At 68.9% G+C, this 13,303-nt stretch carries 12 protein-coding genes; 8 read left to right on the top strand and 4 right to left on the bottom strand.

Translation table 11 applies throughout. From position 1 onward, the window contains the following. Nucleotides 1–31 precede the first annotated feature (31 nt). Nucleotides 32–1,678 (bottom strand): 3-(methylthio)propionyl-CoA ligase, encoded by a 1,647-nt coding sequence (locus AC07VX_RS19985; protein ID WP_493166309.1) that lies wholly within the window; start codon nucleotides 1,676–1,678, stop codon nucleotides 32–34. 134 nt (nucleotides 1,679–1,812) lie between these two features. Here AC07VX_RS19985 and AC07VX_RS19980 point away from each other — a divergent pair, with 134 nt between their 5' ends. The 5 genes from AC07VX_RS19980 to AC07VX_RS19960 all read left to right on the top strand — a co-directional run bounded on the left by AC07VX_RS19980 (nucleotide 1,813) and on the right by AC07VX_RS19960 (nucleotide 5,500). Continuing rightward, nucleotides 1,813–3,261, top strand: a complete 1,449-nt coding sequence (locus AC07VX_RS19980) for a protein adenylyltransferase SelO (RefSeq protein WP_493166310.1) — start codon at nucleotides 1,813–1,815, stop codon at nucleotides 3,259–3,261. Beyond that, entirely contained in the window at nucleotides 3,258–3,677 is a 420-nt protein-coding gene (msrB, locus tag AC07VX_RS19975; RefSeq protein WP_493166311.1) for a peptide-methionine (R)-S-oxide reductase MsrB, read from the top strand. The genes AC07VX_RS19980 and msrB overlap by 4 nt, the downstream gene beginning before the upstream one ends. A 56-nt stretch (nucleotides 3,678–3,733) precedes the next feature. Continuing rightward, on the top strand, nucleotides 3,734–4,366 hold the full coding sequence (locus AC07VX_RS19970; RefSeq protein WP_493166312.1) for a septation protein A: 633 nt from the start codon (nucleotides 3,734–3,736) through the stop codon (nucleotides 4,364–4,366). After that, nucleotides 4,363–4,623: a BolA family protein gene (locus AC07VX_RS19965; protein ID WP_493166313.1), complete on the top strand. Its 261-nt coding sequence runs from the start codon at nucleotides 4,363–4,365 to the stop codon at nucleotides 4,621–4,623. The genes AC07VX_RS19970 and AC07VX_RS19965 overlap by 4 nt, the downstream gene beginning before the upstream one ends. Before the next feature lie 73 nt (nucleotides 4,624–4,696). Then, nucleotides 4,697–5,500: a peptidylprolyl isomerase gene (locus AC07VX_RS19960; RefSeq protein WP_493166314.1), complete on the top strand. Its 804-nt coding sequence runs from the start codon at nucleotides 4,697–4,699 to the stop codon at nucleotides 5,498–5,500. A 43-nt stretch (nucleotides 5,501–5,543) separates the two neighbouring features. On the opposite strand, the gene AC07VX_RS19955 is transcribed toward AC07VX_RS19960, so the two are convergent. Next, the gene (locus AC07VX_RS19955; RefSeq protein WP_493166315.1) at nucleotides 5,544–6,215 is read right to left on the bottom strand and encodes an ABC transporter ATP-binding protein; all 672 of its coding nucleotides are present in this window, start codon (nucleotides 6,213–6,215) and stop codon (nucleotides 5,544–5,546) included. Between AC07VX_RS19955 and AC07VX_RS19950 the strand changes: the two genes are divergently transcribed. After that, nucleotides 6,214–6,858, top strand: a complete 645-nt coding sequence (locus AC07VX_RS19950) for an arylesterase (RefSeq protein WP_493166316.1) — start codon at nucleotides 6,214–6,216, stop codon at nucleotides 6,856–6,858. The genes AC07VX_RS19955 and AC07VX_RS19950 overlap by 2 nt on opposite strands. 11 nt (nucleotides 6,859–6,869) lie before the next feature. Here the strand turns inward: AC07VX_RS19950 and AC07VX_RS19945 are convergent, their stop codons facing one another. Then, nucleotides 6,870–8,855: a DUF6600 domain-containing protein gene (locus AC07VX_RS19945; RefSeq protein ID WP_493166317.1), complete on the bottom strand. Its 1,986-nt coding sequence runs from the start codon at nucleotides 8,853–8,855 to the stop codon at nucleotides 6,870–6,872. Between the two features lie 75 nt (nucleotides 8,856–8,930). Then, nucleotides 8,931–9,470, bottom strand: a complete 540-nt coding sequence (gene def, locus AC07VX_RS19940) for a peptide deformylase (RefSeq protein WP_493166318.1) — start codon at nucleotides 9,468–9,470, stop codon at nucleotides 8,931–8,933. A gap of 46 nt (nucleotides 9,471–9,516) precedes the next feature. On the opposite strand from def, the gene AC07VX_RS19935 reads away from it, so the two are divergent. Both AC07VX_RS19935 and nirB read left to right on the top strand, forming a co-directional pair. Beyond that, nucleotides 9,517–10,473 (top strand): MBL fold metallo-hydrolase, encoded by a 957-nt coding sequence (locus AC07VX_RS19935; RefSeq protein WP_493166319.1) that lies wholly within the window; start codon nucleotides 9,517–9,519, stop codon nucleotides 10,471–10,473. A 295-nt stretch (nucleotides 10,474–10,768) separates the two neighbouring features. Further along, nucleotides 10,769–13,288, top strand: coding sequence for a nitrite reductase large subunit NirB (nirB, locus tag AC07VX_RS19930; protein ID WP_493166320.1), 2,520 nt, complete (start codon nucleotides 10,769–10,771; stop codon nucleotides 13,286–13,288). Nucleotides 13,289–13,303: the final 15 nt, after the last annotated feature.

The raw sequence follows: 13,303 nt of genomic DNA, 5'->3' as shown, positions 1-13,303 counted from the left end.
CGGGCCGCGCCGCGGTCCCGGGCTTACCCGCTCAGGCGCTGGGGAGCTTGTGGTTCAGGAACTGGTCGCGCAGCTTGAGCTTCTGCACCTTGCCGGTGGCCGTGTGCGGGATCTCGTCGACGAAGACCACGTCGTCCGGGATCTGCCACTTAGCGATGCGGCCCTCGTAGAAGGCCAGCAACTCCTCGCGGGTCAGCGTTGCATCGGGTTTCTTGACGACGACCAGCAGCGGCCGCTCGTCCCACTTGGGGTGCTTGGCCGCGATGACGGCGGCCTCGTGCACCGCCGGATGGGCCATCGCGATGTTTTCCAGGTCGATGGAGCTGATCCACTCGCCGCCGGACTTGATGACGTCCTTGCTGCGGTCGGTGATCTGCATGAAGCCGTCGGCGTCGATGGTCGCCACGTCGCCCGTAGGGAACCAGCCGGGCTCGCCGTCCACGCTGACCAGCGGCGACTCGTCGTGGTTGAAGTACTGGGCGATGACCCAGTGACCGCGCACCACGAGGTTGCCCGAGGCGACGCCGTCCCAGGGCAGGGAGCGACCGTCGTCGTCGATGATGGTCATGTCCACGCCGTAGATGACACGGCCCTGCTTCTCCAGCAGGCGCTGCTGCTGCTCGGCCGGCAGGCCGAGCTGGCGCGTGGTCAGCTTGGACAGCGTTCCCAGCGGCGACATCTCCGTCATGCCCCAGGCGTGGATGACCTCGACACCGTAGTCCTGCTGCAGCGACTTCATCATGGCCGGCGGGCAGGCCGAGCCGCCGATGACGGTGCGCTTGAAGGTCGAGAACTTGAGATTGTTGGCCTTGACGTAGTTCAGCAGGCCCAGCCAGACGGTGGGCACACCGGCGCTGAAGCTCACCTTCTCGCCCTCGAACAGCTCGTAGAGGCTCTTACCGTCCAGGTGCGGTCCAGGCATGACGAGCTTGCAGCCCACGATGGCGGCGCTGTAGGGCAAGCCCCAGGCGTTGACGTGGAACATCGGCACGACGGGCAGGATGACGTCGCGGCCGGAGCAATCCATCGCATCCGGCAACGCCGCGGCGTAGGCGTGCAGCACCGTCGAGCGGTGGCTGTAGACGGCCCCCTTGGGGTTGCCCGTGGTGCCGGACGTGTAGCAGATGCTCGAGGCGGTGTTCTCGTCGAACTGCGGCCAGACGTAGTCGCCGGCCTCGGCGTCCAGCAGGTCGTCAAAACACAACAGGTTGGGAATGCCCGTGCTCGCCGGCATGTGGGCGCGCGAGGTCATCAGCACGAAATGCTGCACCGTCTTCAGCGCCGGCGCGATCTTCTCGATCAGCGGCAGGAAGGTCGCGTCGAAGCAGAGTACGCGGTCGCCGGCGTCGTTGGCGATCCAGACGATCTGCTCGGGAAAGAGCCGCGGGTTGATCGTGTGGCAGACCAGGCCCGAGCCCGAAGCGCCGTAGTAGATCTCCAGGTGGCGGTAGCCGTTCCAGGCCAGCGTGCCGACCCGGTCGCCGGGCTGGCAGCCCAGCCGTGCAAAGGCCTGGGCGGCCTGGCGGGAACGGCGCGCCACTTCGCGCCAATTGGTTCGATGCAGGTCGCCCTCGACCCGCTTGCTGACGATCTCGGTCTCGCCTGAATGCCGCTCGGCGTGCTTCAGCAGCGACGAGATCAGCAGCGGTTCCGACATCATCCGGCCCATCAATGCCATGGTTGTCTCCTGGCGGTCTTATCGACCCAGTCTAGCCCGCGGTTTCATGAGAGGAACGTCACAACCGCGACCCTCGCACCCCGGGGAAACACCCAGGCCGACAGGGCCAAAGACCCTCTCACTAAACTGCAGCAATGAACCCGCTCGACGGTCTTGCCTGGACCAACCGTTTCGCCGACCTGGGGCCCGACTTCTTCACCGAGCTGCCGGCCCAGGGCCTGCCCGAACCGCACTGGGTGGCGCACAGCCCCGACTGCGCCCAGTTGCTCGGTTTGCCGGCAGACTGGGTGGCCCGGCCCGAAGCCCTCGCTGCACTGTCAGGCAATGCCGCCTGGCCGGGCATGCGGCCGCTGGCCAGCGTCTACAGCGGCCACCAGTTCGGCGTCTGGGCCGGCCAGCTCGGCGACGGCCGCGCGCTGTGGCTGGGCGAGATCGACACGCCCGCCGGCCCGCAGGAGCTGCAGCTCAAGGGTGGCGGCCTGACGCCCTACTCCCGCCGCGGCGACGGTCGCGCCGTGCTGCGCTCGTCCATCCGCGAGTTCCTGTGCTCTGAAGCCATGGCAGCGCTGGGCGTGCCCACGACGCGGGCGCTGTGCATCACCGGCTCGCGCCTGCCCGTCATCCGCGAGAGCGTCGAGACGGCCGCCGTCGTCACCCGCGTCGCACCCAGCTTCATCCGCTTCGGCCACTTCGAACACTTCGCCCACCACGACCAGCTCGACGCGCTGCGCCGCCTGACCGGCTGGTTCATCACCCACCACGCCCCCGAATGCGCCGCCGCGCCCGAGCCCGCCGTCGCGCTGCTGCGCAAGGTGTCCCTGCAGACGGCCGACCTGATGGCGCACTGGCAGTCCATCGGCTTCTGCCATGGCGTCATGAACACGGACAACATGTCCATGCTGGGCTTGACGCTGGACTACGGCCCCTTCGGTTTCATGGACGGCTTCGACCCTGGCCACGTCTGCAACCACAGCGATGACCGCGGCCGCTATGCCTACGCGCGTCAGCCGGCGGTGGCGTTCTGGAACCTGCATGCGCTGGCCCAGGCCTTGCTGCCGCTGCTGGAGGGCGAGCAGGAGGCGGCCGGCGAGCGACTGCTGGAGGCCGTGGAGGCCTACCGTGAGCGCTTCGCCGGCCAGATGCTGGGCCGGTTGCGCGCCAAGCTGGGTCTGGAAGGCGAGGATGCCGGCGACCAGGCCCTGGCCGACGACTTCCTGAAGCTGATGGCCGCCTCGCGCGCCGACTTCACGCAGAGCTTCCGCCGGCTCTCCCGCGCGCTCACCACGCCCGAGCCGCTGCGCGACCTCTTCATCGACCGCGGGGCCCTGGACGCCTGGCTGGCGCGCTGGCGTGCCCGCCTCACACCCGGTGCCGAGGCCCGCATGCTGGCCGTCAACCCGGCCGTCGTGCTGCGCAACCACCTCGCCGAAGGCGCCATCCGCGCTGCCCGGCAGGGCGATTTCACTGAAATAGCCCGGCTGCTGAAAGTTCTGAGCCGGCCGTTCGACGAACCGGCTCTCCCCGCCGACGCGGCCCTGCCGCCCGACTGGGCCTCCACCCTCGAAGTCTCCTGTTCATCATGAGCCCCGATACCAGCAAGACCTACCCCGTCCAGAAGACCGACGCCGAGTGGCGCGAGCAGCTCGACGCCATGCAATACCAGGTCGCCCGCCACGCGGCCACCGAGCGCGCCTTCACCGGCAAGTACTGGGACCACTTCAAGGACGGCCACTACAACTGCATCGGTTGCGGCACGCCGCTGTTCGAGTCCGACACCAAGTTCGACGCCGGCTGCGGCTGGCCGAGCTACTGGGCGCCCGTGAACAGCGAGGTCATCGAACGCATCGTCGACCGCAGCCACGGCATGGTGCGCATCGAGGTGCGCTGCAACAACTGCGGCTCGCACCTCGGCCACGTCTTCCCCGACGGCCCGGAGCCGACCGGCGAGCGCTACTGCATCAACTCGGCCGCCATCGACTTCGTGAAAGACAATCCGTGACCTCGGTCGCAGACCGCCCGGGCGCCGCGCCTCGCGCCGCCCATGCCTGATTGCCCATGAAACTGTTGCTCGACTTCCTGCCGCTGATCCTCTTCTTCATCGTCTTCAAGGGTGCGGAAGGGCATGCCGACGCGGCCGCGGCCTTCGCCAGCGAGCATTTCGGCTTCCTTGTCTCGGGCGGTGTCGTCGGCCCGCAGGAGGCGCCGGTGCTGCTGGCCACGCTGGTCGTCATGATCGCCACGCTGGCCCAGGCCGCCATCCTCAAGCTGCGCGGCAGGAAGATCGACCTGATGCTGTGGATCAGCCTGGTGCTGGTCGTCGTGCTGGGTGGTGCCACGGTCTGGTTCCACAACGAGACCTTCATCAAGTGGAAGCCCACTGGCTTGCACTGGGCCATGGCGCTGACGTTGTGGATCTCCCAGGCCTGGTTCGGCAAGAACCTGATCCAAACCATGCTGGGCGCCGAACTGCACCTGCCCGACGCCGTCTGGCTGCGCCTGAACCGCGCCTGGGTGCTGTTCTTCGCCGTCATGGGCGTGGCCAACCTTTACGTGGCCTATCACTTCACCACCTCGGCCTGGGCCAACTTCAAGGTCTTCGGCGTCACTGGCCTCATCGTGCTGTTCACGCTGGCCCAGGGGCTCTACCTCGGCAAGCACCTGCCCCCCGAAGAGGACAAGCCGTCGTGATCGCCGCAGAAATCGAAGCGCGGCTGCGCGCCGCACTCGCGCCGAGCGAGCTGAGCATCCGCGACGACAGCGCCGACCACGCCGGCCATGCCGGTGCCCGCGAGGGCGGCCACTTTCATGTGGCTGTCGTGTCGGACCGCTTTACGGGCCTGCAACGACTGGCCCGCCACCGCCTCGTTTATCATTGTTTGTCTGACCTGATGCAGCGCGGGATTCACGCGCTGGCCATCGACGCCCGGGCCCCGGGCGAACCCTGATCAGGTCGAGCGTGATCGAACCACGCGCCCAGACCGGGCGCGATTTTTTTAGCCTGATTCACACCCACCCCTCATGAAGAAGTTTGCGCTTGCCGCCGTCGTCGCGGCCACCATCTCGGCTCTCGTGCCGGCTGTCGCAACCGCGCAGAACGTCGCCACCGTCAACGGCAAGCCCGTGCCCAAGGCGCGCGTCGAGACGCTGATCCAGCAGGTCACCAAGAGCGGCCAGCAGCAGCGCTCACCCGAACTGGAAGCCCAGGTCAAGGACGAAGTCGTGCGCCGCGAGATCTTCATGCAGGAAGCCGAGAAGCGCGGCGTCCCGCAGGGCGCCGACTACAAGGCCCAGATGGAACTGGCCCGTCAGATGCTGCTGATCCGCGGCCTGATGGAAGATTTCAAGGCCAAGAACCCCGTGAGCGATGCCGACGCCCAGGTTGAGTACGACAAGTTCAAGGCCGCCAACACCGGCAGCGAGTACCGCGCGCGCCACATCCTGGTCGAGAAAGAAGAGGACGCCAAGGCCCTGATCGCCCAGATCAAGGCCGGCGCCAACTTCGAGGAACTGGCCAAGAAGAACTCCAAGGACACCGGCTCCGCAGCCAACGGCGGCGACTTGGACTTCGCCAACCCCAACAACTTCGTGCCCGAGTTCAGCAAGGCCATGGTCGCGCTGCAGAAGGGCGAGATGACGCAGGAGCCGGTGAAGAGCCAGTTCGGCTACCACATCATCAAGCTCGAAGACACCCGCGCTGCGCAGTTCCCGGCCTTCGACGACGTCAAGGCCCAGATCAAGCAGCGCATCGAGCAGCAGAAGATGGCCGAGTTCCAGGACGGCCTGATCAAGAAGGCCAAGACGGACTACACCTTCAGCAAGTAAGCTCTGCTGCAGCAAGAAAAGCCCGCCACCAGGCGGGCTTTCTTTATGCCGCCAGGCGCCCGGCCTCGATGCGCAGCTGGCGCTCGCAGCGCGCGGCGATCTCGCGGTCGTGGGTGACGAGCACCAGCGTCGTGCCCGCCTCGCGGTTGAGCTCGAACATTAGCTCCATCACCGCCGCGCCGGTGGCGAAGTCCAGGCTGCCGGTCGGTTCATCGGCCAGCAGCAGGGCCGGGCGCTGCACGAAGGCGCGCGCCAGGGCCACGCGCTGCTGCTCTCCACCCGACAGCACGCGCGGGTAGTGGCCCAGCCGCTCGGCCAGGCCGACGCGGGCCAGCATGGCCGCAGCCTGGTCACGCGCCTCGCGCTCACCGCGCAGTTCCAGCGGCAGCATGACGTTCTCCAGCGCCGTCAGGTTCGGCAGCAGCTGGAAGCTCTGGAACACGAAGCCCAGCTCACGCGCGCGCACGGCGGCGCGCTGGTCCTCGTCGAGCGTGAACAGGTCCTGACCGCGCAGGCGGACCGTGCCGCTGCTCGGCGTGTCCAGGCCCGCCAGGATGGCCAGCAGCGTGCTCTTGCCCGAACCCGAGGCGCCGACGATGGCCACCGACTCCCGGGCGGTCAGCGTGAAGCTGATGTCATGCAGAATCGTCAGCTCCCCGGTCGCGTCATGCACGCGCTTGGTGATCTGATCAACTTGGACAAGGACTTCGGGCATGTCGGGACTGCGTCGGCGGGCAATGGTGGCGCACTGTAGCCTGGGCCTGCTGGCCGGCTGGACGTCAGGGGTCATGGCGGCGGCGCAGCCTCCCGTCATCCTCGTCGTCGGCGACAGCCTGTCCGCCGAATACGGCTTGAAAGCGGGCGACGGCTGGGTGGCGCTACTGCAGAAGCGCCTGGCCGAGCAGAAGAAGCCGCATCGCGTCGTGAATGCAAGCATTAGCGGCGACACGACGGCCGGTGGCCGCAGCCGCCTGCCCGCGGCACTGCGCACGCATGAGCCCGCCATCGTCATCCTCGAGCTCGGCGGCAACGATGCGCTGCGCGGCCTGCCGCTGTCCAGCACGCGCGACAACCTGCTGACGATGGCGCGCACGGCCCAGGCTGCGGGCGCCAGGGTCGTCGTCGTCGGCATGCAGGTCCCGCCCAATTACGGCAGCAGCTACGCGCGGGACTTCGAGGGCCTGTTCGGCGATGTGGCCCGACAGGCCAAGGCCGGCCTCGTGCCCTTCCTGCTCAGGGGCGTGGCCGACCGCGCTGACGCGATGGACTGGTTCCAGGCCGACCGGATCCATCCGCTGGCCAAGGCCCATCCGCAGATGCTGGACAACGTCTGGCCGGCGCTCAGGCCGCTGCTGTAGGCCGCGGCCGCTCAGCGCTCCTGCTGCTTGGGGTCGCGCGGCTTGTCGCCGCGGACGGGTGGGCCGTCCTGACGGCCGCGCTGGGGACCGTCGTCACGAGGCTGGGCACGCGGCTGGGCCTGGGGTTGCGGCTGAGGCTGCGGCATCTGCACACGCGGCGGCTCGGCCTGGCGCTGGGGCTCGGGTTGCGGTATGCGGCGCTGCTGTTCCTCGCGGCGCTGGAACTCCTCCCGGCGCTGCTGCTCTTCGCGGCGCTGCTGCATGTCCCGTTGCTGCTCCCGCTGCTGGATTTCGCGCTGCTGGGCTTCCCGTTGCTGGGACTCACGCTGCTGCAATTCCTCGCGGCGCTGCAGCTGCTCACGCTGCTGGGCTTCACGTTGCTGCGCTTCTCGTTGCTGCTGCAGTTGCTGTTGCTGCTGCGCATCCCGCTGCTGCTGAGCGCGCCAGGGCATGTTGTCGCCGCCGCGCTGAGGCTGCGGCTCGAAGCCCGGGCGCTGCTGCGGCGCCTGCGGCTGCACGACGGCCGGCATGGGCAGCTGTGGCTGCGCGTCCGGGCCACGGCTGTCGCGCCGCACGGGCAACTGGCCCTCGCTGCGCCAGCCCATGTTGGCGTCAGGCGCTCGCGGGTTGCGGCGCGGCAGCTCGCCCTCGGCCGGCCGGGTGGGCGCCGCAGGCAGCACCGCAGCGAAGTCGCCGCGACCTGGCGCCGTCGGCAACGGCCGCGCCCAGCCAGGTTCGGCCTTGCGATCGGGGCCGCGGACCGGCATCGGCTGGATGGCTGCGCCTGGCGCCGGCAACGTGCTGACGGCCATCGGCACGTCCCGGTAGCGGTGCGGGCGCTGCACGGTCACAGGGTCGCGCACGTCTCGCGGGTCATTGATGCGGTTCACGTAGCGCGGGCTGTGGCGGTAGGCCGGCACATAGACCTCGCGCGGCGCCAGCGGATACCAGCCATAGCGCGGCGGCGGCGGACGGCTGCCGATGCTGATGCCCACGCTGACGGCGCCGCCGCCCACCCAGCCCACCAGCGCCGGCGCATAGGCGGGCCGATGGACATAGGGGCCTGGCGCCCAGCACCAGCGCCCGCCCCAGCTGACCCAGCGGCCGTAGTGGAAGGGGGCGAAGCCCCAGGGCGCGTCGTCCACCCAAGTCCAACCCCAGTGGCGCGACCAGGCCCAGTGGCCGTAGCGGTAGGGTGCCCAGTCGGCAACGACGACCGCCGTGGGAATCCAGACGGTGCCAAATTCCGGCGCCGTCTCCCAGCGGCCGTAGCGGTCCAGGTCTTCGGCCCCGGTCATCTCCGGCGAAACATAGCGCGCGACCGGGCGGTCGCCCTCCTCGCGGCTCTCGGCCAGCACCCAGTCGCCGAAGCCGTCGCTGTACAGCGGCCCCCGCTCGGCGCGCGGGCCGTCGGGCCACCACAGCTCCACCTGTTCTCCGGTGCCCATCACCACCGGCGACGCGCCACGTGCCCACTCGAATCGCATGCGGCCCTGCCAGACGTAGATCTTGCTGCCACGGTCGAGCTGCTCGACACGGTAGAGGCCTTCGCGCTCGGGCTGGGCCGAGCCCTCGCGGGTGCGCAGCCGCGTCTCGGCCGCGTTCTCGGGCGAACGCAGTCGCAGCGCGACGTCGCCGCGGTCGATCTGCAGCAGGGTCTGGCCCTCGTCGAGCTGGCTCAGCTCGACGTCGCTGCGCTCGTCGACCCAGATCGAGGTCGAGCCGGCGCGCAGGCTCACGCGAGCGCGCTCGTCCGTGCGCAGCCGGTCGCCTTCGCCGATGGTCTGGTTGCGCGTCAGGCGGGTCCATTCGCGCGTGTCGTGATCGAACAGCCAGGCATCGCCGATGACGTCGACGACACGGGCCGCACGGGTCGGCGGATCGCGGTCGCCGTCCTGGGCCTTGACGCCGGGAGCGAGGGCGACGAGCAGGGTCAGCGCCAGGATGCGCCAGCGGCGGCGGGTCAGGACAAGCTTGGATTCGGTGGGCGTGGTCATGAGCCGATGCTCCTTGGTGCCTGCGCAACGCGCCAGACGGGGGTGCGGTGCACCGCGCTTACAAGTTTTTCCATCTCAATCGTCGTCGGCGGCCGGGTCCAGCTCGGGAAAAAGCACGGCGGTGTAGCCGAAGCGGGTGAAGTCCCTGACCCGCATCGGGTAGAGGATGCCGTTCAGGTGATCGCACTCGTGCTGCACGACGCGGGCGTGGAAGCCATCGGCGATGCGGTCGATCGGCTGGCCGTCGGCGTCGAAGCCGGTGTAGCGGATGCGCTCGTCACGTTCGACGACGCCGCGCAGGCCAGGAACGGACAGGCAGCCTTCCCAGCCCTCGGTGCGGCCGCCGTCCAGCACCTCGATCACCGGGTTGATCAGCACGGTCGGCGGCACCGGCGGGGCGTCCGGGTAGCGGACATTCTTCGTGTAGCCGAAGATGACCAGCCGCAGGTCCACTCCGATCTGCGGCGCGGCCAGTCCGGCGCCGTTGGCGGCGGCCATGGTCTCGAACATGTCGGCGATCAGCGCCTTCAGCTCGGGCGTGCCGAACTCGGCCACCGGCTGGGCGACGCGCAGCAAGCGCGGGTCGCCCATCTTCAGAATCTCGTGAACGGCCAAGCGGGCCTCCTTCGGCTATCGTCGGCCGATTCTAGAAACACCTCCCATGCTCGACTTCATCGAAGACCTCGGCCACGGCATCTACGCCATCGACACCGGCTTCCAGCGGCCGCGCTTCGACGCGGCCTACCTGATGGTGGAGGACAGCCGTGCCGCCTTCATCGACACCGGCACCAACCACGCCGTGCCGCGCCTGCTCGCGGCGCTGAACGCGCTGGGCCTGCACACCGACGCCGTGGATTGGGTCATTCCCACCCATGTCCACCTCGACCATGCCGGCGGCGTAGGCCTGCTGATGGAGGCCTTGCCGCGGGCCAGGGCCCTGGTCCACCCGCGCGGCCTGCGCCACATGGTGGACCCCAAGGCGCTATGGCTGGGCGCGCTAGCCGTCTACGGCGAGGCCGAGATGCAGCGCAGCTACGGCAAGCTCGTACCGGTGCCGGCCGAACGCGCCGAGGCCACGCATGACGAGCAGATCGTTCACCTGGCCGGTCGGCCGCTGCGTTTCATTGACAGCCCTGGCCACGCCAGGCACCACCACGCGATCTGGGACGAGCGCAGCCGCAGCTGGTTCACGGGCGACACCTTCGGCCTGTCCTACCGCGCCTTCGACGTGGCCGGCCGCGCCTGGATCCTGCCGACCAGCACGCCGGTGCAGTTCGAGCCCGAGGTCCTGAAGGCCACCGTCGCCCGCCTGCTGGCCGCCGAACCGCTGGCGATGCAGGTGACACACTACGGCCGCGTGGGCGGCACGGTCGAGGAGGTAAGCCGCCTGGCCTCGCTGATGCTGGATCAAGTGGACGAGATGGTGGCGCTGGCCACGTCGCTGAAGGACGCGCCGGACCGCCACGAGCAGCTCAAGGCCGCCCTGCTGGCCGGCTACCTGGCCCGGCTGCGCGCCCATGGCCATGCGGGCGATGCCGAGGCATCGGACTGGCTGGGCCTGGACGCCGAGCTGAACGCGCAGGGCCTGGAAGTCTGGCTGGACCGCCCGGCCCGCTGACGGGGCGACGCGCCCCGCCTCGGTGCACCACACCGCACCGCACCTGTGCCACCCCGCCACGGTGCCCGTCTGCGCCTGGGCGCGGCCCGCTTTCCGATGCAGGCATGGCTCTTGCGGTATGTGGGTTGAGGCGCCGCGCTGAAGCGGCCCTCTGCTGACTCCAGCATCGCCAAAGGCGGCGAACCTCATCTTCCGGCCCCGACCGAGCAGACCGCTGCTCTCGGGGCCTTCTTACTGGTGGCTCCGACCTGGCCCGAACGGCCCGGTCGGCGCAGCCTGCTTCGCTCGAACAGACATGCACATCGTCCTCATCGGCCACGGAATGGTGGGCCAGAAATTTCTCGAGTCCCTCGCGGAGGGCCCCGCTGCCGCCGACCTGCAGGTGACGGTGCTGTGCGAGGAGCCGCGTCCGGCCTATGACCGCGTGCACCTGTCCGAGTTCTTCTCGGGCAAGTCGGCCGAGGACCTGTCGCTGGTGCCCGAGGGCTTTTTCGAGAAGACCGGCTTCAAGCTGCGCCTGGGCGCCAAGGCCGTGGCCGTCGAGCGCCGCGACCACACCATCACGCTGGCCAATGGCGAGGTGGTCCATTACGACAAGCTGGTGCTGGCCACCGGCTCCTACCCCTTTGTGCCGGCCGTGCCGGGCCGCGACCGGCCGCACTGCCACGTCTACCGCACCATCGAGGACCTGGAGGGCATGCAGGCCAGCGGCAAGGTCAGCAAGAGCGGAGTCGTCATCGGCGGCGGCCTGCTGGGCCTGGAATGCGCCAAAGCCCTGCGCGACATGGGACTGCACACCCATGTCGTCGAGTTCGCGCCGCGGCTGATGGCCGTGCAGATCGACGAGACCGGCGGCCGCGTGCTGCGCGAAAAGATCGAGGCCCTCGGCGTCGAGGTGCACACCAACCGCAACACCGTCGAGATCACCGACGGCGTGACGGCCCGCCACCGCATGGTCTTCACCGACGGCACCTGGCTGGAAACCGACATGCTGGTCTTCTCCGCGGGCATCCGCCCGCGCGACGAGGTGGCCCGCCAGTGCGTGCTGGCCATCGGCCCGCGCGGCGGCGTCGTCATCGACGACCACTGCCGCAGCAGCGACCGCAACGTCTACGCCATCGGCGAGTGCGCCGCCTGGAACGAGCAGACCTATGGCCTGGTCGCCCCCGGCTACGAGATGGCCCGCGTGGCCGCCCGTCACATCGCCGGCGACGCCGAGGCAGCCTTCCCCGGTGCCGACCTCAGCACCAAGCTCAAGCTGATGGGCGTGGACGTGGCCAGCATCGGCGACGCGCACGGCAAGACCCCGCACTGCCGCAGCTACCAGTACGTCGACGAGCGCAAGCAGGTCTACAAGAAGATCGTCGTCAGCGAGGACGGCCAGTTCCTGCTCGGCGCCGTGCTGGTGGGCGACGCGGCCGAGTACGGCACGCTGCAGCAGATGGCCCTGAACGGCATCAAGCTGCCGGCCGACCCCGAGTTCCTCATCCTGCCCAGCAGCGATGGCAAGGCCAAGCCCGGCCTGGGCGCTGACGCCCTGCCCGACAGCGCCCAGCTGTGCTCCTGCAACAGCGTCAGCAAGGGCCGGATATGCGCCGCGGTCGGCGAGGGAGCGACCGACATCGGCGCGATCAAGGCCTGCACCAAGGCGGGCGCCACCTGCGGCGGCTGCGTGCCCCTGGTCACCCAGGTGATGAAGCTGGAGATGAGCAAGCGCGGCATGGCAGTGAACAACCACATCTGCGAGCACTTCCCGCATTCGCGCCAGGAGCTGTACCACCTGATCCGCGTTGGCGGTATCAAGACCTTCAGCGACCTGCTCGGCAAGCATGGCAAGGGCCTGGGCTGCGACATCTGCAAGCCCGCCGCGGCCAGCATCTTCGCGTCCTGCTGGAACGACTTCGTGCTGCAACCCGAGCTGGCCGCCTTGCAGGACAGCAACGACTACTACCTCGGCAATATCCAGAAGGACGGCAGCTACTCGGTGGTGCCGCGCATGCCGGGCGGCGAGGTCACGCCCGACGGCCTGATCGCCGTCGGCCAGGTGGCCAAGAAGTACGGCCTCTACACCAAGATCACCGGCGGCGCCCGCGTCGACATGTTCGGCGCCCGCGTCGAGCAGCTGCCCTTCATCTGGGAGGAGCTGATCGCCGCCGGCTTCGAGAGCGGCCATGCCTATGGCAAATCGCTGCGCACGGTGAAGAGCTGTGTCGGCAGCACCTGGTGCCGCTATGGCGTGGACGACTCGGTGGGCCTGGCCGTCGAGATCGAGAACCGCTACAAGGGCCTGCGCGCGCCGCACAAGATCAAGTTTGGCGTCTCCGGCTGCACGCGTGAATGCGCCGAGGCCCAGGGCAAGGACGTCGGCATCATCGCCACCGACAAGGGCTGGAACCTCTACGTCTGCGGCAACGGCGGCATGAAGCCGCGCCACGCCGAGCTGATCGCCAGCGACCTGACCAAGGCCGAGCTGCTCAAGCTCATCGACCGCTTCCTGATGTTTTATGTGCGCACGGCCGACCGCCTGCAGCGCACCAGCACCTGGCGCGACAACCTCGAGGGCGGGCTGGATTACCTGAAGGATGTGCTCATCCAGGACAGCCTGGGCCTCGCCGCCGAGCTGGAGGCGCAGATGCAGGCCGTCGTCGACACCTACCAGTGCGAGTGGAAGACGGCCGTCGAGACGCCCGAGGTGCGCCAGCGCTTCCGCTCCTTCGTCAACAGCGAGACGCCGGACGAGCAGATCGTCTTCGTCAAGGAGCGCGGCCAGATCCGCCCGGCCCGCGCGGAAGAGCGCGACGAGGCCACCGTTTGAATGGAGCAGCAGCAA

Source organism: Roseateles sp. GW821-FHT03B02 (assembly GCF_059421025.1).
Note: the sequence above shows the minus strand (reverse complement) of the source record. Positions and strands in the feature narration are given on the sequence as shown.

Bases quoted from the DNA above. Each gene is read 5' to 3' on its own strand.
- AC07VX_RS19955 (WP_493166315.1), bottom strand. From the start codon at position 6,215: ATGCCCGAAGTCCTTGTCCAAGTTGATCAGATCACCAAGCGCGTGCAT.
- AC07VX_RS19960 (WP_493166314.1), top strand. From the start codon at position 4,697: ATGAAGAAGTTTGCGCTTGCCGCCGTCGTCGCGGCCACCATCTCGGCT.
- AC07VX_RS19945 (WP_493166317.1), bottom strand. From the start codon at position 8,855: ATGACCACGCCCACCGAATCCAAGCTTGTCCTGACCCGCCGCCGCTGG.
- msrB (WP_493166311.1), top strand. From the start codon at position 3,258: ATGAGCCCCGATACCAGCAAGACCTACCCCGTCCAGAAGACCGACGCC.
- AC07VX_RS19970 (WP_493166312.1), top strand. From the start codon at position 3,734: ATGAAACTGTTGCTCGACTTCCTGCCGCTGATCCTCTTCTTCATCGTC.
- AC07VX_RS19985 (WP_493166309.1), bottom strand. From the start codon at position 1,678: ATGGCATTGATGGGCCGGATGATGTCGGAACCGCTGCTGATCTCGTCG.
- AC07VX_RS19980 (WP_493166310.1), top strand. From the start codon at position 1,813: ATGAACCCGCTCGACGGTCTTGCCTGGACCAACCGTTTCGCCGACCTG.
- nirB (WP_493166320.1), top strand. From the start codon at position 10,769: ATGCACATCGTCCTCATCGGCCACGGAATGGTGGGCCAGAAATTTCTC.
- AC07VX_RS19950 (WP_493166316.1), top strand. From the start codon at position 6,214: ATGTCGGGACTGCGTCGGCGGGCAATGGTGGCGCACTGTAGCCTGGGC.
- AC07VX_RS19935 (WP_493166319.1), top strand. From the start codon at position 9,517: ATGCTCGACTTCATCGAAGACCTCGGCCACGGCATCTACGCCATCGAC.